The 21,873-nt window shown below is 73.0% G+C and carries 21 protein-coding genes; 13 read left to right on the forward strand and 8 right to left on the reverse strand.

Annotated elements, in window-relative coordinates:
- Window positions 1–99: 99 nt before the first annotated feature.
- Window positions 100–843 carry a GNAT family N-acetyltransferase gene (locus ABD978_RS19210; protein WP_345355754.1) on the forward strand — a complete coding sequence of 248 codons (744 nt, stop codon included), beginning with the start codon at window positions 100–102 and terminating at the stop codon, window positions 841–843.
- 126 nt (window positions 844–969) lie between these two features.
- Entirely contained in the window at window positions 970–1,911 is a 942-nt protein-coding gene (locus ABD978_RS19215) for a type IV toxin-antitoxin system AbiEi family antitoxin domain-containing protein (protein WP_345355757.1), read from the forward strand.
- A gap of 75 nt (window positions 1,912–1,986) precedes the next feature.
- Here the strand turns inward: ABD978_RS19215 and ABD978_RS19220 are convergent, their stop codons facing one another.
- From ABD978_RS19220 to arfB, 3 genes are all read right to left on the reverse strand, one after another.
- Window positions 1,987–2,550: a hypothetical protein gene (locus tag ABD978_RS19220; RefSeq protein ID WP_345355760.1), complete on the reverse strand. Its 564-nt coding sequence runs from the start codon at window positions 2,548–2,550 to the stop codon at window positions 1,987–1,989.
- Between the two features lie 428 nt (window positions 2,551–2,978).
- Window positions 2,979–4,439 (reverse strand): DHA2 family efflux MFS transporter permease subunit, encoded by a 1,461-nt coding sequence (locus ABD978_RS19225; protein ID WP_345355763.1) that lies wholly within the window; start codon window positions 4,437–4,439, stop codon window positions 2,979–2,981.
- 288 nt (window positions 4,440–4,727) lie between these two features.
- Window positions 4,728–5,156, reverse strand: coding sequence for an alternative ribosome rescue aminoacyl-tRNA hydrolase ArfB (arfB, locus tag ABD978_RS19230; protein WP_345355766.1), 429 nt, complete (start codon window positions 5,154–5,156; stop codon window positions 4,728–4,730).
- Between the two features lie 187 nt (window positions 5,157–5,343).
- On the opposite strand from arfB, the gene ABD978_RS19235 reads away from it, so the two are divergent.
- Window positions 5,344–6,975, forward strand: a complete 1,632-nt coding sequence (locus ABD978_RS19235; protein ID WP_345355769.1) for a carboxylesterase/lipase family protein — start codon at window positions 5,344–5,346, stop codon at window positions 6,973–6,975.
- Window positions 6,976–7,069: 94 nt separating this feature from the next.
- The gene (locus ABD978_RS19240; RefSeq protein WP_345355772.1) at window positions 7,070–7,891 is read left to right on the forward strand and encodes an oxygenase MpaB family protein; all 822 of its coding nucleotides are present in this window, start codon (window positions 7,070–7,072) and stop codon (window positions 7,889–7,891) included.
- A gap of 81 nt (window positions 7,892–7,972) precedes the next feature.
- Here the strand turns inward: ABD978_RS19240 and ABD978_RS19245 are convergent, their stop codons facing one another.
- The 3 genes from ABD978_RS19245 to ABD978_RS19255 all read right to left on the reverse strand — a co-directional run bounded on the left by ABD978_RS19245 (window position 7,973) and on the right by ABD978_RS19255 (window position 10,092).
- A complete protein-coding gene (locus tag ABD978_RS19245; protein WP_345355775.1) occupies window positions 7,973–8,737 on the reverse strand; it encodes a crotonase/enoyl-CoA hydratase family protein in 765 nt (254 codons plus the stop codon).
- A gap of 7 nt (window positions 8,738–8,744) precedes the next feature.
- The gene (locus ABD978_RS19250; RefSeq protein WP_345355778.1) at window positions 8,745–9,518 is read right to left on the reverse strand and encodes an SDR family NAD(P)-dependent oxidoreductase; all 774 of its coding nucleotides are present in this window, start codon (window positions 9,516–9,518) and stop codon (window positions 8,745–8,747) included.
- An 85-nt stretch (window positions 9,519–9,603) separates the two neighbouring features.
- On the reverse strand, window positions 9,604–10,092 hold the full coding sequence (locus tag ABD978_RS19255) for a hypothetical protein (RefSeq protein ID WP_345355781.1): 489 nt from the start codon (window positions 10,090–10,092) through the stop codon (window positions 9,604–9,606).
- 80 nt (window positions 10,093–10,172) lie between these two features.
- Here ABD978_RS19255 and ABD978_RS19260 point away from each other — a divergent pair, with 80 nt between their 5' ends.
- The 4 genes from ABD978_RS19260 (at window position 10,173) to ABD978_RS19275 (ending at window position 14,789) form a co-directional block, all read left to right on the forward strand.
- A complete protein-coding gene (locus ABD978_RS19260) occupies window positions 10,173–10,847 on the forward strand; it encodes a response regulator transcription factor (RefSeq protein WP_345355784.1) in 675 nt (224 codons plus the stop codon).
- Window positions 10,844–12,151, forward strand: a complete 1,308-nt coding sequence (locus ABD978_RS19265; RefSeq protein WP_345355787.1) for an ATP-binding protein — start codon at window positions 10,844–10,846, stop codon at window positions 12,149–12,151. Before ABD978_RS19260 ends, ABD978_RS19265 begins: the two co-directional genes overlap by 4 nt.
- A 77-nt stretch (window positions 12,152–12,228) precedes the next feature.
- Window positions 12,229–13,179 carry a prolyl aminopeptidase gene (pip, locus tag ABD978_RS19270; RefSeq protein ID WP_345355961.1) on the forward strand — a complete coding sequence of 317 codons (951 nt, stop codon included), beginning with the start codon at window positions 12,229–12,231 and terminating at the stop codon, window positions 13,177–13,179.
- Window positions 13,180–13,352: 173 nt separating this feature from the next.
- Window positions 13,353–14,789, forward strand: coding sequence for a glycoside hydrolase family 18 protein (locus tag ABD978_RS19275; protein ID WP_345355790.1), 1,437 nt, complete (start codon window positions 13,353–13,355; stop codon window positions 14,787–14,789).
- A gap of 70 nt (window positions 14,790–14,859) precedes the next feature.
- Here ABD978_RS19275 and ABD978_RS19280 read toward each other — a convergent pair whose 3' ends face one another.
- Window positions 14,860–15,261 (reverse strand): spore-associated protein A, encoded by a 402-nt coding sequence (locus ABD978_RS19280; protein ID WP_345355793.1) that lies wholly within the window; start codon window positions 15,259–15,261, stop codon window positions 14,860–14,862.
- Between the two features lie 252 nt (window positions 15,262–15,513).
- Between ABD978_RS19280 and ABD978_RS19285 the strand changes: the two genes are divergently transcribed.
- A complete protein-coding gene (locus ABD978_RS19285) occupies window positions 15,514–16,710 on the forward strand; it encodes a UDP-N-acetylglucosamine--N-acetylmuramyl-(pentapeptide) pyrophosphoryl-undecaprenol N-acetylglucosamine transferase (RefSeq protein ID WP_345355796.1) in 1,197 nt (398 codons plus the stop codon).
- A 257-nt stretch (window positions 16,711–16,967) separates the two neighbouring features.
- Here ABD978_RS19285 and ABD978_RS19290 read toward each other — a convergent pair whose 3' ends face one another.
- Window positions 16,968–17,789: a putative protein N(5)-glutamine methyltransferase gene (locus ABD978_RS19290; protein ID WP_345355799.1), complete on the reverse strand. Its 822-nt coding sequence runs from the start codon at window positions 17,787–17,789 to the stop codon at window positions 16,968–16,970.
- 347 nt (window positions 17,790–18,136) lie between these two features.
- Between ABD978_RS19290 and ABD978_RS19295 the strand changes: the two genes are divergently transcribed.
- Genes ABD978_RS19295 through ABD978_RS19310 form a run of 4 tightly spaced genes read left to right on the forward strand, consistent with a single transcriptional unit; the run spans window position 18,137 to window position 21,870 of the window.
- Entirely contained in the window at window positions 18,137–19,015 is an 879-nt protein-coding gene (locus ABD978_RS19295; RefSeq protein WP_345355802.1) for a glycosyltransferase family 2 protein, read from the forward strand.
- Complete coding sequence (locus ABD978_RS19300; RefSeq protein WP_345355805.1) at window positions 19,012–20,142, forward strand: GNAT family N-acetyltransferase; 1,131 nt, start codon at window positions 19,012–19,014, stop codon at window positions 20,140–20,142. The genes ABD978_RS19295 and ABD978_RS19300 overlap by 4 nt, the downstream gene beginning before the upstream one ends.
- Window positions 20,139–21,104: a glycosyltransferase family 2 protein gene (locus ABD978_RS19305; RefSeq protein ID WP_345355808.1), complete on the forward strand. Its 966-nt coding sequence runs from the start codon at window positions 20,139–20,141 to the stop codon at window positions 21,102–21,104. Before ABD978_RS19300 ends, ABD978_RS19305 begins: the two co-directional genes overlap by 4 nt.
- The gene (locus ABD978_RS19310; protein ID WP_345355811.1) at window positions 21,097–21,870 is read left to right on the forward strand and encodes a polysaccharide deacetylase family protein; all 774 of its coding nucleotides are present in this window, start codon (window positions 21,097–21,099) and stop codon (window positions 21,868–21,870) included. Before ABD978_RS19305 ends, ABD978_RS19310 begins: the two co-directional genes overlap by 8 nt.
- Window positions 21,871–21,873: the final 3 nt, after the last annotated feature.

Genomic DNA, 21,873 nt, shown 5'->3' on the forward strand with positions numbered 1-21,873 from the left:
GTCGTCACTGTTCCCCCCAGACCGCCGCTCCAGAGCGCGGGTCTGGGCAGAGGTCGCCCCGGTGCCGGACGCTCGGGAGCCGACCAGAGGACGGACCCCATGCCCAACGACGAGCTCGTCGCGATCCGCGCCCGGATCGACGGACTCGACCACCGGATCGTCGCGCTGCTGGCCGAACGCGAGACCCTCGTACGCCAGGCCGGCCGGCTGAAGACCGACGCCGGCGCGGTACGAGCCCCGCGACGCGTCGCCCAGGTGGTCGAGCGCGCCCGGTCCACCGCCGTGGAACTCGGTGCCTCGCCCGATGTCGTCGCACGCACCTACCAGGCGATGATCAGCGCGTTCATCGACCTGGAACTGGCGAGCGTCGGAGTCGCGGACGCTCCGCCGATCGAATCCGCGGGACCGGAGGACGCCGGGGAACTGCTGACGCTGCAGCGCGCCGCGTACGCGACCGAGGCGCGGATCTACGGCGACCCCGAGCTACCCCCGCTGGTCCAGACCCTTGACGAGCTCGTCGCGGAGCTGGACCAGGGCGTCGCCTTCAAGGTCACGTACGGCCACCGGATCGTCGGCGCCGTACGCGGCCGCGTCGAGGGCGACCTTCTGCGCATCGGCCGGCTGACCGTCGCGCCGGACTTCCAGGGCCGGGGGCTCGGCACCGCCCTGCTCGCGGCCATCGAGGAGTCGGTCGTCCCCGGAGCCCGGCGCGCGACCCTCTTCACCGGGCACCTCAGCACGGCCAACCTCCGGCTGTACGAGCGCCTCGGCTACATCGAGGAACGCCGCGAGCCCCTCCGCCCGGGAGTCGCTCTGATCCACCTGACCAAACCCCTCACCTGACCGCTACGTTGTGCCCCGGATTTCGGTCGTCAGCACGACGGAAATCCGGTGCGTAGTGTGGCCGCTTGTGCACAGACGGCGCCCCAGGGCTTCCGCTGTCCCTTCGCCGACGGTCAGGCTGGTGGCGTGCTCGAAGAGGTGCTCGTCCGGCAGCACGGGGTGGTCGCGCGGTGGCAGGCGCTCGCGTGCGGCATGTCCGAGGCGGCGCTGCGCGCCCGTGTCGGGAGTGGCCGGTGGCAGCGGATCTTCACGGGGGTGTACGCCGCGTTCAGCGGGCCGCTGTCCCGGGAGGCGGTGCTGTGGGCCGTCGTCCTGCGAGCGGGCCCCGGAGCCACTCTCAGCCACCGCACCGCGGCGGAGCTCGAGGGACTGGTCGACGACGTCCGAGGCCCGATCCACGTGACGGTGCACCGCGACCGCACCGTGATACCGGTCGAAGGCGTCCGGCTGCATTATTCGAGCCGGGTCGACGACGCCCGGCACCCCGCGCGGCTACCGCCGCGCACCACGGTGGAGGAGACCGTCCTCGACCTGGCGGTTTCGGCGCCCGACCTCGATGAGGCGATGGCCTGGCCCGCGCGGGCGTGTCAGCGTCGCCGCACCACGCCGGAACGGCTGCTGCGAGCCCTCGGAAAGCGGAAGAGGGTGCGATGGCGGGCCGAGCTGACGGCGGCGCTGGCGGACGTCGACGAGGGCGCGACCACGCCGCTGGAGATCAGGTTCGTCCGTGACGTCGAGCGGGCGCACGGGTTGCCGCCGAGCGCCAGGCAGGTCCGGTCGCTGCGCGGTGGGCGCGTGACCTACGAGGACGTACGCGCCGAGGCGTACGGCGTCGTCATCGAGCTGGACGGGCGGGCGGCGCACCCGTTCGCCGAGCGGCACCGCGACATGCGCCGCGACAACGCGGCCGTGCGAGCAGGCCGGGCGCCGCTGCGGTACGGCTGGGCCGACGTCTCCGAGCGCCCGTGCCTCGTCGCAGCGGAGATCGCGGACGTCTACCGACGCCAAGGCTGGACGGGGACGCCCCACCCCTGCGGAGCAGGATGCCTCCTCACCGCCGCGGCGTGAGCATTACTCTGCGTCCCGGATCTCCGTCGCCCTGACCACCGAAATCCGGGGCACAACGTCCGGCGATCCCCCAACTCAGCGGGCGCGGCGGTACTTCGCGCGGGGGCCCCAGGGTTTGGCGACGGAAAGGACGACGGTGGTCGTGTAGAGGGCGATCGCGACGCACGAGATGATCACGAGGTTGTACGGGAGGAAGCCCAGGTCCATCCGTTCGATCGACCCGGTGGGATGCCGGGTCGCCGCGTGCGCCGCTTCGTGCAGGCGGGCGGTGAGCGCGAGGTTGGACGCCACCGTCGCGGCCAGGGTCAGCCAGAACTTCACCGCCACCCAGTGATACCGGAACAGCCGCCAGGGCGTGCCCAGCGCGAGGACCAGCCCGCTCGCCGGCGAGAGGAGGCTGAGCGGCAGGATCAGCGCGTCGCCCAGCATGGGCATGGCGCGGTAGGCGGTCCGCAGCGTGTCCGCGTCCGAGGTGGCGAGGGCGGAAAGGGCGAGGACGAGCACGCAGATCATCAGCGTCAGCCACCCCATCGACGCGATGAGGTGGGCGACCAGCGTCGTCTTGCGGGCGGCAGGCGAGAGCCGCAGCGGTCTGCGCGAGGCGGACGCCGCCGGAGTCGGGCCGTGCACGTCGGTCATGGCCGACACGATCCCCGTGTCAGCCGGGACAGGTCGTCCCCTCTCTGGAGGCACTGCCCCTACGCCGCCGGGCGTACGGGCACCTGTGCCGCACCTCGACCTCCGACCCCGCCATCAGGCATACGGGCGCCTGTAACCCGGGGCCCGACCGGCCGCACCGTGGCCCCGGCCACTTACGGCGCTCGCTTCCGCCAACGGCGTTCGGCTCCGCGTTGACCACCGAAATCTTCGGCACGACGGCGTTCGCCTGGCCACAGCCTCCCGACGCCTGCATCGGCCAACGGCGTTCGGCTCCGTTGGCGGTGCCTCGGCCGCCGTCGGTGCGCTCGATCGCTCCGGCGGAGCATGGGTGCGGGGGCGGAGTTCGGGGGGAAAGACGCCGGCCCCGCGGCCGGGAGGCTGCGGGGCCGGGTGGTGCTCGGTGCGGGTCAGTGCATCGGCATCGGCATGTCCGACGAGTCGCCCGTCGGCTTGCGGCGGGGCAGGAACAGCGCGGGGATGAAGGCCAGCGCGAGCAGGCCCACCGCCCACCAGTAGGTGCTCTGGAAGGCGTCGGCCATCGGGCCGACGATCTTCTGCATGATCTGCGGCGGCACCTTCGCGGCGGCGGACAGCCCGCCGCCGCCCGCACCGCCGCCGAGCTTGGCGGTCAGGTTGTGGGCGAGCAGGACGGACATCAGCGCGGTGCCGATGGAGGCGGAGACCTGCTGAATGATGTTCAGCATCGTGCTCGCCTTGGGCACCTCGTCGTGGGAGAGCGTCTGGATGGCGGCCGCCATGGTCGGCATCATCGTCATGCCCATGCCCAGACCCATCACGAACAGCACGCCGCCGAGCACCCAGTACGAGGTGTCGGCCTGCAGCACCGCGGTGAAACCGGCCACGGAGCCGACGACCACCACGAGGCCGATCAGGACGACGCGGCCGGGGCCGATCCGGTCGGTGAGCTTGCCGCCGACCGGCATCGTGAACATCGCGCCGATGCCCTGCGGGGCGAGCAGCAGACCGGAGGAGAAGGCGCTCTCGTGCCGCACCACCTGGTAGTAGAGCGGCAGCAGGAGCATCGCCCCCATGAACGCGCACATGAACAGGACCATCGTGCCCGCGGCCGCCGCGACCGAGCGCCGCTTCACCAGCCGCAGGTCGATCAGCGGAACGCGAGCGGTCAGCGCGCGGATCGCGAACAGCACCACCAGGACGGCGCCGGCGACGGTGGTGATCAGGACCTCGGGCTTGCCGAAGTCGCTGTCCTGGGCGCCCTTGGCCAGACCGTAGATGAGCGAGGCCAGGCCGGGGGACAGCAGCACGAGACCGAGGAGGTCGAGCCGCTCGCCCGGACGCGGGGTGTCGCGCTCGAGGATCCTGGCGGCGAGGAACAGCGCGACGACGCCGATCGGCAGGTTGATGAAGAAGATCCAGCGCCAGGAGACGTCGTCGACCAGCCAGCCGCCCAGGATCGGTCCGCAGATCGGCCCGAGCAGCATCGGGATGCCGACGACGCTCATCACCTGGCCGACGCGCGACGGCCCGGCCTTCTGGGTCAGGATCGTCATGCCGGCCGGCATGATCATGCCGCCGCCGAGGCCCTGCAGGACGCGGAAGGCGATCAACGACTCGGCCGACCAGGCCATGCCGGCCAGCGCCGATCCGAGCACGAAGAGCGCAATGGAGATCATGTAGAGGCGCTTGGTGCCGAACCGCGCCGACGCCCAGCCGGTGACCGGGATGACCGTGGCCAGGGCGAGCGTGTACCCGGTGGCCACCCACTGGATGGTGGACAGCGGGGCGTTGAACGCGCTGGACAGGTGGTTGATCGCGACGTTGACGACGGTGACGTCCAGGATCGACATGATCGCGCCGAGGACGACGACCATGGCGACCGCGAGCACTCCCCGATCAAGCCCGGCCGGTGGCGCGGAAGTCTGTGGCGGATCGTCCGCAAGCTCGGGTGGTGGCGCGGTGCTCATTCGGGTGTTCCAATCGTCAGACGCCCACGTGGGCGGTTAGCTGCGCTTTGAGTCGACGGACCATGATGCCGGGTGCCACCGACAAACTCGCAATCGTATTAATCCGCAGGCAGCGCCGCCTGCCGGGCCCCCGGGCGCGGACGCCCCTCCGCGTCCGTCATAGGACGACTGAGGACGTCCCGGCGAGGTCAGGAGGTGATGAACGTCACCTCAGACGTCGAAGCGGCCGGAGCGGCCGCGCTTGACGTCGCCGCGACGGCGCTTGTTCTCCAGGCGGCGTTCGTGGACACGGCGGCTGGGCTTGGTCGGGCGGCGCGGCTTCGGCGGAGGGGCGGTGGCCTCCGCCAGCAGAGCGGCCAGCCGGGCCTTGGCGGCCTCCCGGTTGCGCAGCTGCGACCGGTACTCCTCGGCGCGGATGGTGATGACCCCGTCGACGAGGCGTCCGGCGAGGCGCTGCAGCGCCCGGTCCTTGTACGTCTGCGGGAGCGCCGCAGACCGGGCGAGGTCGAAGGACAGCTCGGCGGCGGTGTCGCTGGTGTTGACGTGCTGCCCGCCCGGCCCCGACGAGCGGGAGAAACGCCAGCGCAGCTCGGCGTCGGGGATGACGACCGAGCCGCGGACACGCACGGGTTCGGACATACGCCGATTATCCCCGGCAGGCGCGTTCCATGTCGCCTGATTTATCGCCCGGCCGCACGGGGTGGTGCCAGGTGCACCGGGACGGTGCCGGCGCGGCGACCACACGAAGGGACTCAGGCCTCCTGACCCGGCGGGCGCGCCGCCGCAGAGTCGAAGGCGTCGATCCCGAGCGGTGGAGGTGGCGTTGATGCCGGAGAGACGGAAGTACGCGAGAGCAGGGTGGGTCGCCGTCGCGGGCGCGGTGGGGCTGGCCGGTGCCGTGGGGGCGGCCCTGCCGGCCGCGGCCGCCGGGAGCGGGGACGCCTCGGTGGTGCGGACCGCGGAGGGGCCGGTGCGCGGAACCGTGACGGGCGACCATCGCGTGTTCGAGGGCATCCCGTACGCGGCGCCACCGGTGGGGTCCTTGCGCTGGACCTCGCCGCAGCCGGTCTCCCCCTGGACGCGGACCCGCGACGCGACCAGACCGGGAAGCGCGTGCGCGCAGACGGCCGGCTTCCTCGGCGACGCCCCGAGTGAGGCCGAGGACTGCCTGTACCTCAACGTCACGACGCCCCGGCACGCCACCGGGCGGCGGCTGCCGGTGATGTTCTGGATCCACGGGGGCGGGTTCTACTCCGGGGCCGGGGACCTGTACGACGCCCGGCGGCTGGCGACCCAGGGCGACGTGATCGTGGTGACGCTCAACTACCGCCTGGGCGTCTTCGGCTTCCTCACGCATCCTTCGCTGGATCGGGGCGGGCGGCCGACGTCGGGCGACTTCGGCCTGGAGGATCAGCAGGCGGCGCTGCGCTGGGTGCGGCGGAACGCCACGGCGTTCGGCGGCGACCCCCGCAACGTCACGATCTCCGGTGAGTCGGCCGGGGGCGTGAGCACCTGCTCGCACCTCGCCGCGCCGGGCTCGGCCGGGCTGTTCCGGCGCGCCATCGTGCAGAGCGGTCCGTGCGCCGTCACCGACGAGTGGCCGTACCACGACGGCGAATGGGTCGTACGGCCGCGCGCGGAGCGGGAGCACCAGGGCGTGTCGCTGGCCGCGAAGGCCGGCTGCGGAGGCGCCGCGGACGTCGCCGCCTGCCTGCGCCGCCTCCCGGTGTCGACCCTGTTGAACGCCTCGGACGGCGGCCAGGGGTTCGGCCCGGCCGCAGGGGGCACGGTGCTGCCGGTCGCGCCCGCCACCGCGCTCGCGACGGGCCGGTTCGCGCACGTCCCGGTGATGCAGGGCACGACCCGCGACGAGCACCGGCTGTTCGTCGCGGCGATCGAGACCTTCAGCGGGCACGTGACGACCGAGGCCGACTACCGCGGTGAGATCGAGGACTTCTTCGGGCCCGTCAAGGCGGCGAAGGTCCTGGTGGAGTACCCGGTCCGGCGGTACGGCTCGGCGAGCGCGGCGCTGGCGTCCGTGTGGACCGACTACGCCTGGGCGTGCCCGGCGGGCCGTACCGACCGGCTGCTGAGCGAGCGGGTCCCGACGTACGCGTACGAGTTCGCCGACGAGAACGCGCCCTGGGCCAGTGACACTCCCGTACCGGCCTTCCCGACGGGCGCGTTCCACGCCTCGGAACTGCAGTACCTGTTCGACCAGTCCGAGTTCCGCGGGCCGCTGGCCCCGGCCCAGCGCCGGCTCTCAGACCGGATGATCGGGTACTGGACGCGGTTCGCCCGCACCGGCGACCCGAACGGCGGCGGCGCGCCGACCTGGGCGCCCGCCCTCCCGGGCGCGGAGCGGATGCTGTCGCTGGCCCCCGGCTCCGGCGGCATCCGGCCGGTCGACCTGGCCGGTGAGCACCGCTGCGGGTTCTGGACCTCCCTCGGTCACTGAGGAGACGTAACGCCGCCACCCCCCGCACGGTGGGTGGCGGCGTCCGCTCGTACGACGACTCGCCGCCATGCAAGTACTCACTTACACTGAGGTCATGGGCGATGGATACTTCGAGGACGGTGACCTCATCCGCACGGTGGGCCGGGAAGGGCTGTTAATAGCCGTCGGCGGCGCCGCCTCGCTGCTGCAGACGGCCCACCCGAAGATCGCGCAGGGCGTGTACGACCACAGTTACACCGCACGGGACCCGCTGGGGCGGCTCCGGGGCACGATGCAGTGGTTGTACGCCGTGGAGTTCGGTTCGCGCGAGGAGGCGGACCGGCTCAGCGCCGTCGTACGGCGGATGCACACCGCCGTGACCGGCGAGGGCTACCGGGCCGACGACCCGGAGCTGCAGGTCTGGGTCGCCGCCACGCTGTTCGCCACCGCCGCGCACGCGTACCGGCTGTTCTTCCGCGCGCTCACGCGGGAGGAGCTGGCGGACTACTACGAGCAGAGCAAGGTGTTCGCGACGATCCTCGGCTGCCCGTACGACCTGATGCCGGCGACGTACGCGGACTTTCGCGCGTACTACGCGCGGACGCTCGCCGAGCTGCGGATCAGCGACGCCTCCCGGGCGATCGCCGACCAGGTGCTGCATCCACGGCTGCCCGGCGGGCCGCTGAACGAGCCCGGACTGGCCGCCATCCGTCTCCTCACGGCCGGCCTGATGCCCGAGCCGATCAGGCGGCAGTACGGCTGGCGATGGGACCGCGCCCGGCAGGTCCGCTTCCACCTGCTCGTGCGGTCGCTCCGGCTGGTCTATCCCCGGCTTCCGCTGCCGGTCCGTACGCTGCCCCGCGACCGCTACCTGCAGGATCTCCGCCGCAGGCTCGACAGGGCTCCGGCCCGGCGGGCCACGCCCCGTACCGCCTGACCGCGCCGGGGGCGGGCCACGGCCCGTACCACCTGGCCGTGCCGGGGGCGGGACCGGCCAGACCCGCCCCCGGCGCGAAGGTCACTCGCCGGACCAGTTGGGCGAGCGCTTCTCGGCGAAGGCGGCCGCGCCCTCCATCGCGTCCTTGGACCCGAAGACGGGCATGATGATCTCGCCCTGCCGGGCGAACTGCTCGTCGCTCGGCCAGTCGCGGGACTCGACGATGACGCGCTTGGTGGCGGCCAGCGCCAGCGGGGCGTTCGCCGCGATCTTGGCGGCCAGCTCCTTGGCGGTCCGCAGCGCCTCACCGGGCTCGGTGACCCGGTTGACCAGGCCGAGCTCGGCCAGCCGCGCGGCCGGGTAGTGGTCGCCGGTCAGCGCGATCTCCAGTGCGGCGTGGTACGGGATCCGCTGCGGCAGCCGCAGCAGGCCACCCGCGCCGGCGACCAGGCCGCGCTTGACCTCCGGCAGTCCGAACTTCGACTCCGAAGACGCGACGATCATGTCGCAGGACAGCGCCAGTTCGAAGCCGCCCGCCAGGGCGTACCCCTCGATGGCGGCGATGATCGGCTTGGCCGGGGGCCGCTCGGTGATGCCGCCGAAGCCGCGCCCGCCCTTGGTCGGGTCGTCACCGGTGAGGAACCCCTTGAGGTCCATACCGGCGCAGAAGGTGCCGCCGGCGCCGGTGAGAACGTAGGCGGAGACGTCCTTGCGCGCGTCGAACTCGTCGATCGCGCTCGCGATGCCCTGGGCGACGGCGCCGTTGACGGCGTTCCTCGCCTCGGGCCGGTTGATCGTGATGACGGCGACGCCGCCGTCCACCTCGGTCAGGACCGCGTCCGACATCAGGACCTCACTTGGGCTGGAAGCGGATACCGCCGTCGAAACGGATGACTTCGGCGTTGACGTAGTCGTTCTCGACCAGGGAACGGACGAGGTGGGCGAACTCCGACGGCCGGCCCATGCGCTTGGGGAAGACGACCGGCGCGACGAGCTTCTTCTTGAACTCCTCGGCCTGCTCGCCCTGCCCGTAGATCGGCGTGTCGATGATGCCGGGGCAGATCGTGTTGACGCGGACGCCGATGGCGGCCAGGTCGCGGGCGGCGGGCACGGTCATGCCGACGATGCCGCCCTTGGAGGAGGAGTAGGCGATCTGGCCGGTCTGCCCCTCGAGGGCCGCGACCGAGGCCGTGTTGATCACGACGCCACGCGTGTTGAACTCGTCGACCGGGTCGGTCTTGGCGATCGCCGCCGCGCCGAGCCGCAGGCCGTTGAACGTGCCGATCAGGTTGACCTCGATGACCTTCTTGTACGAGGCGAGGTCGTGCGGCGAGCCGTCGCGGTTCACGGTCCGCGTCGCCCACCCGATGCCGGCGCTGTTCACCACGACGCGCAGCGGCGCGCCGGTGGCGACGGCCGCGTCGACGGCGGCCTGCACCTGCTCCTCGTCGGAGACGTCGACCTTGACGAAGACGCCGCCGATCTCGTCGGCGATCGCCTTGCCCTTGGCCTCGTTGAGGTCGGCCACGACCACCTTGGCACCGTGCGCGGCAAGGTCCCGCGCGGTCGCCTCACCCAGTCCGCTCGCGCCGCCCGTGACGACGGCGGCAACTCCGTTTACGTCCATAAGCAGGAGGTTACCGGAGAAGGCCGAATCAAATTCTAGTGATGTTACTCACGCGTATCAAAAAATTGTCCATGCGGTGCGACCGCTATTGATCCTGCACCTGAACGGCGGGCGCGTGGCCGTTCCAGGTGCAGAACAACGACGAGGTGTGGGCGCCCTCCGTGAAGTCGACCCGCAGCCAGCCCGCCGCGTGCCACGTCCGCACCTCATGCCCCGCGGCCGGGGTCGCCGACACCAGCCGGGCGGCGGTCGCGGTCATCGACAGCACGACCTGCCCGCCGGCGAGTGTGTAACTCCGGGTGTCCGTGTGCGGCGACGGCGTGGGCCGCGGGCTCGACGGCCGCGCCGGCGTGCGCCGTACGGTCCGCTTCGGCGTCGCCCGCCCGGTCGGGCCCGGCGGGGACGGGGAGGGCGGCGCGGCGGCCGAGGCGGGCACGTGGTCGACGACGGAACGGGCCGGCGGCGGACCGAACACCGCGTTGTGCAGCACCGGACGCGCGCCGAACCAGACCAGCATCACCGCCAGCGAGGTGGCGCCGCCCCAGGCGGCCACGTACGTCATCGCCCGTCGCACCGCCCCCATGGTGCCTTAATAGCAATGGTTCGTCGCGATTTCGGCGGTTATGCACCGTCAGGCGCTCTAAGGTGCCGGGCATGGCGAATGTGCTCGTGGTGGAGGACGACCAATTCGTACGGTCGGCACTGATCCGGGAGCTCACCGAACGGGCGCACGCCGTCCGCAGCGCGGGTACGGCGCTGGACGCCCTTCGCGAGGTGACACGCGCCGCACCGGACGTCGTCATCCTGGACCTGGGGCTGCCCGACCTCGACGGCACGGAGGCCCTGAAGATGCTGCGCGGCGTCTCCGACGTGCCGGTGATCGTGGCGACGGCGCGCGACGACGAGACCGAGATCGTACGGCTGCTGAACGCCGGGGCCGACGACTACCTGATCAAGCCGTTCTCCGGCGAGCACCTGAGCGCCCGCCTCGGCGCCGTGCTCCGCCGGTCCCAGCAGTCGGCCCAGCCACGGGTGTACCGGGTCGGGGGCCTGCGGGTGGACCCGGACCGGCGCGAGGCGTTCCTCGACGACCGGCCGCTGGCCCTGACGCGCCGGGAGTTCGACCTGCTGGCCCACCTGGCGTCCCGCCCCGGCCACGTCGTCTCCCGGCGGGAACTGCTGACCGAGGTGTGGCAGCAGCCGTACGGCGACGACCAGACGATCGACGTGCACCTGTCCTGGCTGCGCCGCAAGCTGGGCGAGACCGCCTCCCGCCCCCGCTACCTGCACACCGTGCGCGGCGTGGGCGTCAAGCTGATCGCGCCGTGAGGCGGTCGCTCGCGCTCGTGTCGGCGGCCGTCACCTCGATGGTCGCGCTGGCGTTCCTCATCCCCCTCGCCCTCATGGTCAAGGAGATCGCCCGCGACCGGGCGCTGAACGACGCGGAACGCCAAGCGGGGTCGCTCGCCCCGGCGCTGGCCATCACGACCGACCGCACCGCGCTGCAGCGCGCCGTCGCCAGCACCCAGGCCGGAGCGGCGGGCCGGATGGCGGTCCACCTGCCGCCCCGGACCGGCGGCACGGTGGGGACCTCCCGGGCGCGGCTCACGGACCTGGCCACCGCCACCGAGCGCGGCCGGTCCTTCTCGGCCCCGGCGGCCGGCGGCTACGTGCTGCTGCAGCCGGTGGCGCTGGACCAGGACCGTACGGCGATCGTCGAGGTGTACCTGCCGCGCCAGGACCTGGCACGCGGCGTCCAGGCCGCCTGGGTCACGCTGACGGTCGTGGCCGCCGTGCTCGTCGCCGGGTCCGTCGTCGTCGCGGACCGCCTGGGCGCCCGCGTCGTCGGCTCCGCGCGCACCCTGGCCCGCGCGGCGACCGCCCTCGGCGCCGGCGACCTGCGCACCCGCATCGACCCGCAGGGGCCGCCCGAACTGCGCGACGCCGGGCGTGCGTTCAACACGATGGCCGACCGCGTCGAACAACTCCTCGCCGCCGAACGCGAGCTGATCGCCGACCTGTCCCACCGGCTCCGGACCCCCCTCACCGCCATGCGGCTGAACGCGGCCGCGCTCGGCGCCGAGCCCGCGGCCGAGCAGACCCGGCTCGCCGTCGCGCGACTGGAGGAGGAGGTCGACCAGATCATCCGCTCGGCGCGCAAGCCGATGGAGACGGCCCGGTGCGACGCCGCCGACGTGCTCCGCGACCGGATGGCCTTCTGGTCCGCGCTGGCCGAGGACCAGGAACGCGACTGCGAGCTGATCGGCGCCGGCGGGCCCGTCGCCGTCCCGGTGCCGCGCGCCGAGCTGAGCGCGGTGCTGGACTCGCTGCTCGGGAACGTGTTCCGGCACACCCCGGAGGGCACGGCGTTCGCGGTGACGCTGCACGCGGGCGCGGGGCTGGTCGGCATCCTCGTCGCGGACGCGGGGCCGGGCATCACCGACCCGGAGGCCGCGCTGCGCCGGGGCGCCAGCGGCGGCGGGTCCACCGGCCTCGGACTGGACATCGCCCGCCGCATGGCCGAGGCCGCGGGAGGCGACGTGCGGATCGACCGCTCCGCGCTCGGCGGCGCGCAGGTGCAGATCTGGCTGCCGACGACGCCCAAGCGCCCGCGCCGGAGACGGCGGCCCTAGCCTCGCGTCCGCCCGTGCGCATCCGAGGACCGTGCGGAGCGCTGATCACTGATCGGATACTAATTGCCCGTATGGCGTTGAAAGAGCTCTATCCCCCGATCGAGCCGCATGAGTCCGGCCTCCTCGATGTCGGTGACGGCAACGACATCCACTGGGAGGTCTGCGGGAACCCCGCCGGCAAGCCCGTGGTCTTCCTGCACGGCGGGCCGGGCGGCGGCATCCTGCCCGGCTTCCGCCGGTTCTTCGATCCGGCCGCCTATCGCATCGTGCTGTTCGACCAGCGCAACTGCGGTGCCAGCCGGCCGAGCGCCGGCGACCCGCGGGTCTCGCTGGAGCACAACACGACCCCGCACCTGATCGCCGATATCGAGCGGCTCCGCGAGCATCTGCGCGTCGACCGCTGGCTGGTCTTCGGGGGAAGCTGGGGCAGCACCCTCGCGCTCGCGTACGCCCAGGCCCATCCGCACCGCGTCACCGAACTCGTGCTGCGCGGCATCTACCTCGTCCGCCGGTCCGACGAACACTGGACGTTCACCGACACCGGCATCGCCCAGCTCTTTCCCGCCGAGTGGGCGGCGTTCCGCGACGCCGTCCCCGCCGCCGAGCGAGACGACCTGATCGCCGCCTACGGCCGCCGCATCGGCGACCCGGACCCGGCGGTGCACCTCCCCGCGGTCCGCGCCTTCATGGCCTGGGAGTCGTCCGCCAACACCCTGCTCCCCGTCGAGCCGCCGGCGCTCGACGACGCGGCCCTCATCGCCGCCGCCCGCATCCTCCACCACTACATCGCCAACGGCGCCTTCCTCCCCGACGGCGGCCTGCTCTCGGGCATCGACCGCATACGGCACATCCCCGCCGTGATCGTCAACGGTCGCTACGACATGAAGACCCCGCCCCGGCAGGCGTGGGATCTGCACCAGGCCTGGCCCGAGGCCGAGTTCCACGTCGTCGAGGACGCGGGCCACGGCAGCATGGAACCCGGGATCCGGCACCGCCTGATCGACGCCACCGACCGCTTCCGCACCTGACTCGGGTGGCGTGAAACCGGGCGTTCCGCCCGGAGCCGGGCATCGGGTCAACCGCGCTTCAACCGCTCCTTAAGCGCGCCTTAACGGCGATCCACGGGGCGCCGCGCGGCCGTACGTTTGCACCGCCCTGCAGGCGCACACCCCGCACCCGGCTCCACTGGAGGTACCCCCTCATGAACGCAGACCGCGCGCGCCGCCGACGGCGGACGCCGCTGCTGGTCGGCCTCGCGGCCGTGCTCGGCGCCGGCGGCGTCGCCCTGGCGACCGGCGGCGCGAGCACCGGTGGCCTGCTGGCGGCGAGCGGCTCGGCCGACACCGCCTCCGTACGGGCCGCCTTCCGCACCGTCTCGTCCTGGGACTCCGGCTACACCGGCCAGTACACGCTGACCAACGGCGGCACCGACACCGTGCACGGCTGGGACCTGTCCTTCGACCTGCCGGCCGGCGCCAAGGTGACGAGCCTGTGGAACGGCGTGTCCCACCAGGACGGCACGCACGTCACGGTGAAGAACGAGAGCTGGAACGCCGACCTCGCGCCCGGCCAGGAGCGGCAGGTCGGGTTCACCGTGGACGGCAAGGCGACGACTCCGACCGCCTGCCAGGTGAACGGCGCCTCCTGCTCGGGCGGCGGCGCACCCACGCCCACCCCGACCAAGACCACTCCGGCCCCGCCGTCGACCCCGACTCCGGAGCCGCCGAGCACCCCGCCGTCCTCGTCGAGCGGCGGCTTCGCGCCGTACGTCGACGTGGGCCTCTACCCGCCGTTCGACCTGACCGGCACGGCGTCCAAGACCGGGGTGAAGACGTTCAACCTGGCCTTCGTCGTGGCCGGCGGCGGCTGCACGCCCAAGTGGGGCGGCTCCCAGGCGCTCGCCGACAACGACGTCGCCAAGCAGATCGGGGCGCTGCGCACGGCCGGCGGCGACGTCCGCGTGTCGTTCGGCGGCGCCAACGGCACCGAGCTCGCCCAGGCCTGCTCCGACTCAGGGGCGCTCGCGTCCGCGTACAAGCAGGTCATCGACGCGTTCAAGCTGAAGAAGGTGGACTTCGACGTCGAGGGCGCCGCGATCGCCGACCAGGCCGCCAACACCCGGCGCGCCCAGGCGATCGCCTCGCTGCAGAAGCAGGTGCCCGGCCTGGACGTGTCGTTCACGCTGCCGGTCCTGCCCTCCGGGCTCACCCAGGACGGCGTGAACCTCCTGAAGAACGCCAGGCAGAACGGCGACTCCGTCTCGGCCGTCAACGTCATGGCCATGGACTACGGCGACGGTCAGGCGCCGAACCCGAGCGGCAAGATGGGCGACTACGCCATCCAGGCGGCGACCTCCACCGAGGCCCAGGTACGCGACGCGCTCGGCCTGAGCAGCGCGTGGAGCAGGATCGCGGTCACCCCGATGATCGGCGTGAACGACACGAACACCGAGGTGTTCACCGTCGCCGACGCCAAGAAGCTCGCGGCCTTCGCCAAACAGAAGAACCTCGCCTGGCTGTCGATGTGGTCCGCCACCCGCGACAAGCCCTGCCCCGGCGGTCCCCAGCAGTGGGCGAGCGCGACCTGCAGCAGCATCGTCCAGAACGACCTGGACTTCACCAGGGCGTTCACCGGCTAGAGCCATCCTCTCCCCGCTCGGTGGCGGGCCGTGCGGCGCACGCGCGGCCCGCCACCCCTTTTCGCGCGGGTCAGCCGCAGTGGCTCCAGCCGCTGTACCAGAAACCGCCGGCCGAGGTGCCGCCGCCCCAGACGATGCACTTGCCGGCGGCGCTCTGCCGGACCGGCCCGGCGTAGGTGGTGTAGTCGTCGGTGTCCTCGACCGGCGTCTTACCGGAGACCTGCAGGTAGGCACCCGTACGGGTGGCCTTGCCGACCGACGTCGTCTTGAACGTGACGACGCAGTTCGACGAGCCGTTGAAGAGCAGGTAGATGGTCGAGCCGGACATCGTGTGCTTGTCGATCTGGGAGTAACCGGATCCGCACACGCCGGCCGGGGTGGCGGCCGACGCGGGCGACGCGAGCGCGACGCCACCGGCGATGCCGCCGGCCACCGCCGCGCCGGCGACGAGCGTCCTGAGAGCCTTCTTCATGATGACCGCTTTCCTGAGATGTTGGGAGGTCAGGGAGATGATCATGTTGACGCCCGGAACGACGGGTTAACGGAGCACGTCGGGACGTGGATGATCTCGCTTCTGGAACGTGACAGACGCGTCGTACGCGGGCGACGGCGCGGGGCGGGAAGAATCACATGGACGCCGTTTCCGCGACCTGTCCGCGCGCGCCTGGCTAGCGTGGGAGCCGCCGGCTCAAAATCGACCGGTTACGTCGACCGAGGTTGCTCCGTGAACAATGAGATCGTCTCCCACCCGCCCTTCACTGCGGAGCGGCCGCTTCGCCTGATCGTCACGGGCGGGGGGACAGGCGGCCACACGTACCCGGCTCTCACCGCGGTGCGGACTCTCCATGCCCGGCTGCAGGGCGCCGGCCGGTCTCTCGAGGTGCTGTGGGTCGGCAAGGCCGACAGCCTGGAGTCCCGCGTCGCCGCCGGCGAGGGCATCCCCTTCGCCTCCGTCGTCACCGGCAAGATCCGTCGCTCCAGCAACCCGATCAAGCTCCTGTCACCGGCCAACGTGAAGGACATGCTCCGGGTCCCGCTGGGCATCCTCCAGGCCCGCAAGGTCATCTCGAAGTTCCGCCCGGACGTGGTCCTCGCCACCGGCGGCTACGTCGCCGTCCCGGTCGGGATCGCCGCCGCCAGGCTGTGCCACCGCCCACTGGTGGTCCACGAGCAGACCGTCCGGCTCGGGCTGGCCAACCGGAGCCTCGCCGGCCGGGCCACCCGCGTCGCCGTGTCCTCGGAGTCGACCCTGCCGTTGCTGCCCGAGAAGTCCCGTGCGAACGCGGTCGTCACCGGCAACCCGGTACGGCCGGAGGTCCTGCAGGGACGGCCGGAGAAGGCGATTCACGCGCTGACCCTGAACGGCTTCGACCGCCGCCTCCCGACCGTCTACGTCACCGGCGGCGCCCAGGGCTCGCAGCAGATCAACACCCTCGTCGCCGGCATCCTGCCGTGGCTGCTGTCCCGTGCCAACGTCATCCACCAGTGCGGACCGGACAACCTCGCCGAGCTCCGGCAGCACACCGCCTCCCTGCCCCCGGAGGCCGCGGCCCGCTATCTGCTGACCGACTACGTGGGGCCGGAACTGCCCGACGTCCTCGCGCTGGCCGACGTGGTGATCTCCCGGAGCGGCGCGGGCACGATCGCGGAGCTGACCGCGCTCGGCAAGGCGGCCGTCTTCATCCCCCTCGCCTCCTCCGCGGGCGATGAGCAGGCGCACAACGCGCGTCACCTCCAGGAGACCGGCGCCGCCGTCGCCCTGCTCGGCGAGGCGACCCCGCAGGCCCTGGGCGCCGCCGTGGAACCCCTCCTCGCCGACCCGGCGCGACGGGCCGCCATGGCGGACCGGGCCCGCGCCGCAGGCCGCCCCGACGCCGCCGACCGTCTGGTCGACGTCCTGCTCTCCGTCGCCGGCTCCTGACCGACCGGCCGAAGCGCGCCCGAGCCCCCGCCCATCCGGGCCGGGGGCTCTTCCCATTCACCCGAGGAACTGCAGCGGATCCGGCGGGCGCGTCCGTGACGGAACTCGAACCGTGCACCGAATGCTCGGCAACCGCTACTCCAGCAGGAGACAAAGCCCACATATCAGCGCCGCGGACGGCCCCTTTCCCGAGCATCCGGTACGGCGGTGAGGAAGCCGCGCACGTCGATCGCAGGCCCCGGGTCTCGTCCGGCGGTCTAAGCGAGGGTGGCGATGATGACCGTGGCGTCGGTGTCCTCGCAGGTCGCCACCTGAAAGGGCAGGCCCGCGCGGGCGACGGCCTCGCGGGCGGCCGGGACCTGGCGGTCGCTCGTTTCGAAGAGCAGGTGACCACCCGGCGCCAGCCACGCCGGGGCCTCGGCGATGACGCGGCGGGCGACGTCCAGGCCGTCCCCGCCGCCGTCCAGCGCGACCCGCGCCTCGTGGTCGCGTGCCTCGGCGGGTAGCAGGGCGACGTCGCCGGTGGGGACGTACGGCACGTTGGCCAAGAGGACATCGACCCGGCCGCGCAGCGTCGCGGGCAGCGGTTCGTACAGGTCGCCCTCGTACGCCCGGCCGCCGACGGCCGCGAGGTTGCGGCGGGCGCAGGCCACGGCCGCCGGATCGACGTCGGCGGCGTGCACCTCGGCCCCGCCGCGCCCTTCGAGCCCGCTATCCACCTCGGCCCCGCCGAGCAGCGTGGCGAGCGCCGCGCCGAGCGCGCCCGAGCCGCAACACAGGTCGAGGACCACCGCGCCCGGCCGGGCGAGGGCGGCGGCCTGCCGGACGAGGAACTCGGTGCGCCGCCGGGGCACGAACACGCCCGGATCGACCGCGACCCGCAGCCCGCAGAACTCGGCCCAGCCGAGGACGTGCTCGAGCGGCAGGCCGGCGACGCGCCGGTCCACCATCGCGGTGAGGTCGCTGGGCGTGCGCGCGGTCTCGAGCAGCAGCCGCGCCTCGTCCTCGGCGAAGACGCAGCCCGCGGCCCGGAGCCGGGCGACGACGGCGGAGGGGGAGAGGGAAGAAGAGGTCGACATGAGAGACGGCAACCCTACTCGGGCCGTCCCGCACGACGCACCGCACACCCCGCCGGCGCCGTCGCGCACGGCGCACTCCACTCCCTGTTCAGGCCGTCGCGCACGATATTCGGGCTGTGTCGGCACGATGCGCCCCATACCCGCCCAAGCCGTCCCGCGCGGCTCCGCCCCAGGTCGGGGCGGGGTGAGGTCTCCGTCACCGCGCGGATCCCTCCGGCTGACGTAGGCCGGTTGCGTCATGCGGGGGAGGGTTTTCCACGCCGTCCGGCAGACGATCGATGGTGTCAGTCGACCTCGGCAGGATCTCGTCCCCTCCGAGTCTCCCCTGCCTAACCGGGGGCACCACCATGCACGAGCCGGACTTCTTCCACGGCGCCGGCGTCCGAACCGGCGCGCTCCTGCATCATCTGGACGTCGCGCGACACCGCGCGTCATGGCCGACCGTTACGGCCGTCATTCCCACCCTCAACGAAGCCGCCAACCTGCGATGGCTCCTGCCCCGCCTGGCCGGGGTGGACGAGGTCGTCGTCGTCGACGGCGAGTCCGCGGACGGCACCGCCGACGTGGCCCGGCGGCTGCGGCCGGACGCCGTCGTCATCAGCCAGCCGCCCGCCGGGAAGGGCGCGGCGATGCGGGCCGGTTTCCGGGCCGCCACCAGCGACGTCATCGTCGCCATCGACGCCGACGGCAGCATGGACCCCAGGGAGATCGACGCGTTCGTCGCGTTGATCTGCTGCGGGTTCGACGTCGTCAAGGGGTCCCGCTACTGCGTGGGCGGCGGCTCCGACGACCTCACGCTCCTGCGCCGGGCCGGGAACCTCTGGCTGACCAGGCTCGCGAACGTGCTGTACGGCGTGCGCTGGACCGACCTGTGCTACGGATACATCGCACTGCGCCGTTCCGTCGTCGACCGGCTGGACCTGGCCGCCGACGGGTTCGAGATCGAGACGGAGCTGTGCGTCAACGCCGTCACCACCGGGCTGCGCATCGCCGAGGTGCCCAGCCACGAGCTCGACCGCAGGTCCGGCGTCTCGAAGCTGAACGCGGCCCGGGACGGCCTGCGGGTGCTGCGCACGATGGTCCAGGGCCGGCGGGGACCCGCGAACCGGTCCCGGCCGCGTACCGTCCCGCGCGGGCCCCTCGCGAGCGAACGGACGGCTCTGGAGCGGAGCGCGCGCGAGCGGGCGGCCCTGGAGCAGGTCCACCTGGAGGAGGCCCCCGGGTGAGGTTCGAGATCACGCGCCCGGAGGACCTCGGGGAGCCGGAGCTGGCGCGCTGGCGCGCACTCCAGAGCACCGGCCCGGCCCTCGGCAACCCGTTCCTGTCTCCTAAGTTCACGCTGGCCGTGGGCCGGTTCCGGCCCGACGCGCGGGTGGCCGTGCTGAGCGACGGCACCGGCGTCGTGGGCTTCCTGCCGTACGAGCGGCACGCGCTCGGGCTGGGCCGCCCGATCGGCGCCGGCCTGACCGACTGCCAGGGTCTCATCGGGCCGCCGGACCTGGAGTTCGACGTACGGGCGCTGCTGCGCGCCTGCCGCCTGTCGGTGTGGGAGTTCGACCACCTGCTGGCCGACCAGGCGGCGTTCGCGGCGTACCACGCCGAGACCCGCGTCGAACCGGTGATGGACCTGCGCGCCGGGTTCGCCCCGTACGCGGAGGAGGCGCGGAAGCGGTCGCCGAAGACGCTGAAGACCGTCCGGTACAAGGAGCGCAAGCTCGGCCGCGAGGCCGGGCAGGTGACCTACACGTTCGATGAGCGGGACCCGGCGGAGCTGTGGCGGCTGATGGCGTGGAAGTCCGATCAGTACCGCCGGACCGGCCGCACCGACCGGTTCGCCGTGCCCTGGATCGTGGCGCTGGTGACGCACCTGCACGAGACCGGCGTGGGCGTGCTCAGCGTGCTGCGCGCGGGCGGCCGTCCCGTCTCCGCGCACCTGGGCCTGCGGGCGGGCCCGGTCATGGCGGGCTGGTTCCCCGCGTACGACGTGGAGTTCGGCCGGTACTCCCCCGGCATGGTCGGCCACCTGCGGATGGCGGAGGCGGCGGCCGGCGCCGGGATCGGCTGGATCGCGATGGGCCGGGGCGGCCGGGAGTACAAGGACTGGCTGAAGAACGCCGAGTTCGCGATCGCCGAGGGCCGTGCCGCCCGCGTGTCGGCCGCCGCCGGGCTGCACTGGATCCGCGAGGCGCCCGTGCGCCGGGCGCGCAGCGCGGTGCTGGCCCACCCGGCGCTGTACGCGGGGGCGGACCGGGTGCTGCGGACGTACGCCCGGCTGCGCACGAAGGGCCGCGCGGCCGGAGTCCAGGAGGCGACGGCCGGGCGCGCCGCGGTCGGAAAGGGGAACGCCGCGTGAAGATCTCCGTGGTCATCTGCGCCTACACCGAGCAGCGCTGGGACGACGTCCTGGCCGCCGTCGAGTCCGTACGGGCGCAGCGGCTCGCCCCGCAGGAGATCATCCTCGTCGTCGACCACAATGACGCGCTGCTGGCCCGCCTGAAGGCCGCGCTGCCGGACGTCCGGGTGCTTCCGAACACCGGGCCGCAGGGCCTGTCCGGCGGCAAGAACACCGGCGTGGCCGCGGCGGGCGGCGAGGTGGTCGCGTTCCTCGACGACGACGCGGTCGCCCATCCCGACTGGCTGTCCGTGCTGGCCGCCGGGTACGCGGAGCCGGACGTCGCCGGGGTCGGCGGCCGTACGCTGCCGCTCTGGCCGTCCGACGCGCCCCGCTGGTTCCCCGAGGAGTTCGCATGGGTGGTCGGGTGCACCTACCGCGGGATGGCCGCCGGACCGATCCGGAACCTCATGGGCGGCAACGCCTCGTTCCGGCGCGCGGCGTTCGAGGTGGCCGGAGGTTTCCGCAGCGGGATCGGGCGCGCCCCGGGCAAACGGCCGCTGGGCTGCGAGGAGACCGAGTTCTGCATCCGGCTGCGCCAGGCCGCGCCGGAGACGGTGCTGCTGTTCGACGACCGCGCGGTGATCTGGCACCGCGTGCCCGGCGAGCGGGCGCGCTTCGCGTACTTCCGCACCCGCTGCTACGCCGAGGGCCTGTCGAAGGCGATGGTCACCCGGAGCGTCGGGGTCGGGGACGGGCTGGCCAGCGAACGCCGGCACGCGCTCGTCGAGCTGCCGCGCGGCGTCGCGCGGGGAGTGCGCGCCGCACTCACCGGCGACCCGGCCGGGTTCGGGCGGGCCGGGGCGATCGTGGCGGGGCTCGCCTTCACGTTGTCCGGGTACGCCGCGGGTTCCCTCCGGCCGTCCCGGGACACCGCCGGTTCTCACCGGGCGTCCGGTCCCCTCAGGAGGTCCCATGGGTGACGCACCGTCCGCTCCCGTTCCGGTCCTGATGTACCACTCCATCGGCGGCTCGGATCGGCTCGCGGTCCGCCCGGAGGCGTTCGCCGAGCAGCTCGCCTACCTGCGGGACACCGGCCGCACGCCGATCACCTTCGGTGAGCTGGCCGAGGGCGGCCGGGCGCCCGTGCGGCCGGTGGTGATCACGTTCGACGACGGGTACGCCGACTTCCACGAACGGGCGCTGCCGCTGCTCGACCGGTTCGGCTTCCGCGCGACGGTGTTCGTGACCACCGGCTGGATCCGGGACGCCGGGCCGTACGCCGCGGGCCGGCCGCTCGGCCGGACGCTCAGCTGGAGCCAGGTCGCGGAGATCGCGTCCTGTGGGATCGAGGTCGGCGGGCACGGCCACAGCCACGCCGAGCTCGACCAGCTCCGCGACGCGGTGCTGCGCACGGAACTGCTGCGCAGCAGGCGGCTCCTGGAGGACCGCGTCGGCCGCGCAGTGACGACGATGGCCTACCCGTACGGCTACTCGAGCGAGCGCGTGCGCCGCGCGGTCCGGGCGGCGGGGTACGACGCGGCGTGCGCGGTCGCGAACGCCCTGGCGGCCGACGGCGCCGACCGGCTGGCCGTGCCCCGGGTGACCGTACGGGCCGGTACATCGATCGCCGCGTTCGAGCGGGCGCTGCGCGGCCGCGGATTCCTGGTCGACCACGCGCTGACCAAGGGGTACGCGGTCGTCCGCCGGTCGCGCTACGCCGTACGACGCCTCCGAGGAACCGTGTGACGC

Source organism: Actinoallomurus liliacearum, assembly GCF_039542035.1.
In the GTDB taxonomy this organism is placed as follows: domain Bacteria; phylum Actinomycetota; class Actinomycetes; order Streptosporangiales; family Streptosporangiaceae; genus Actinoallomurus; species Actinoallomurus liliacearum.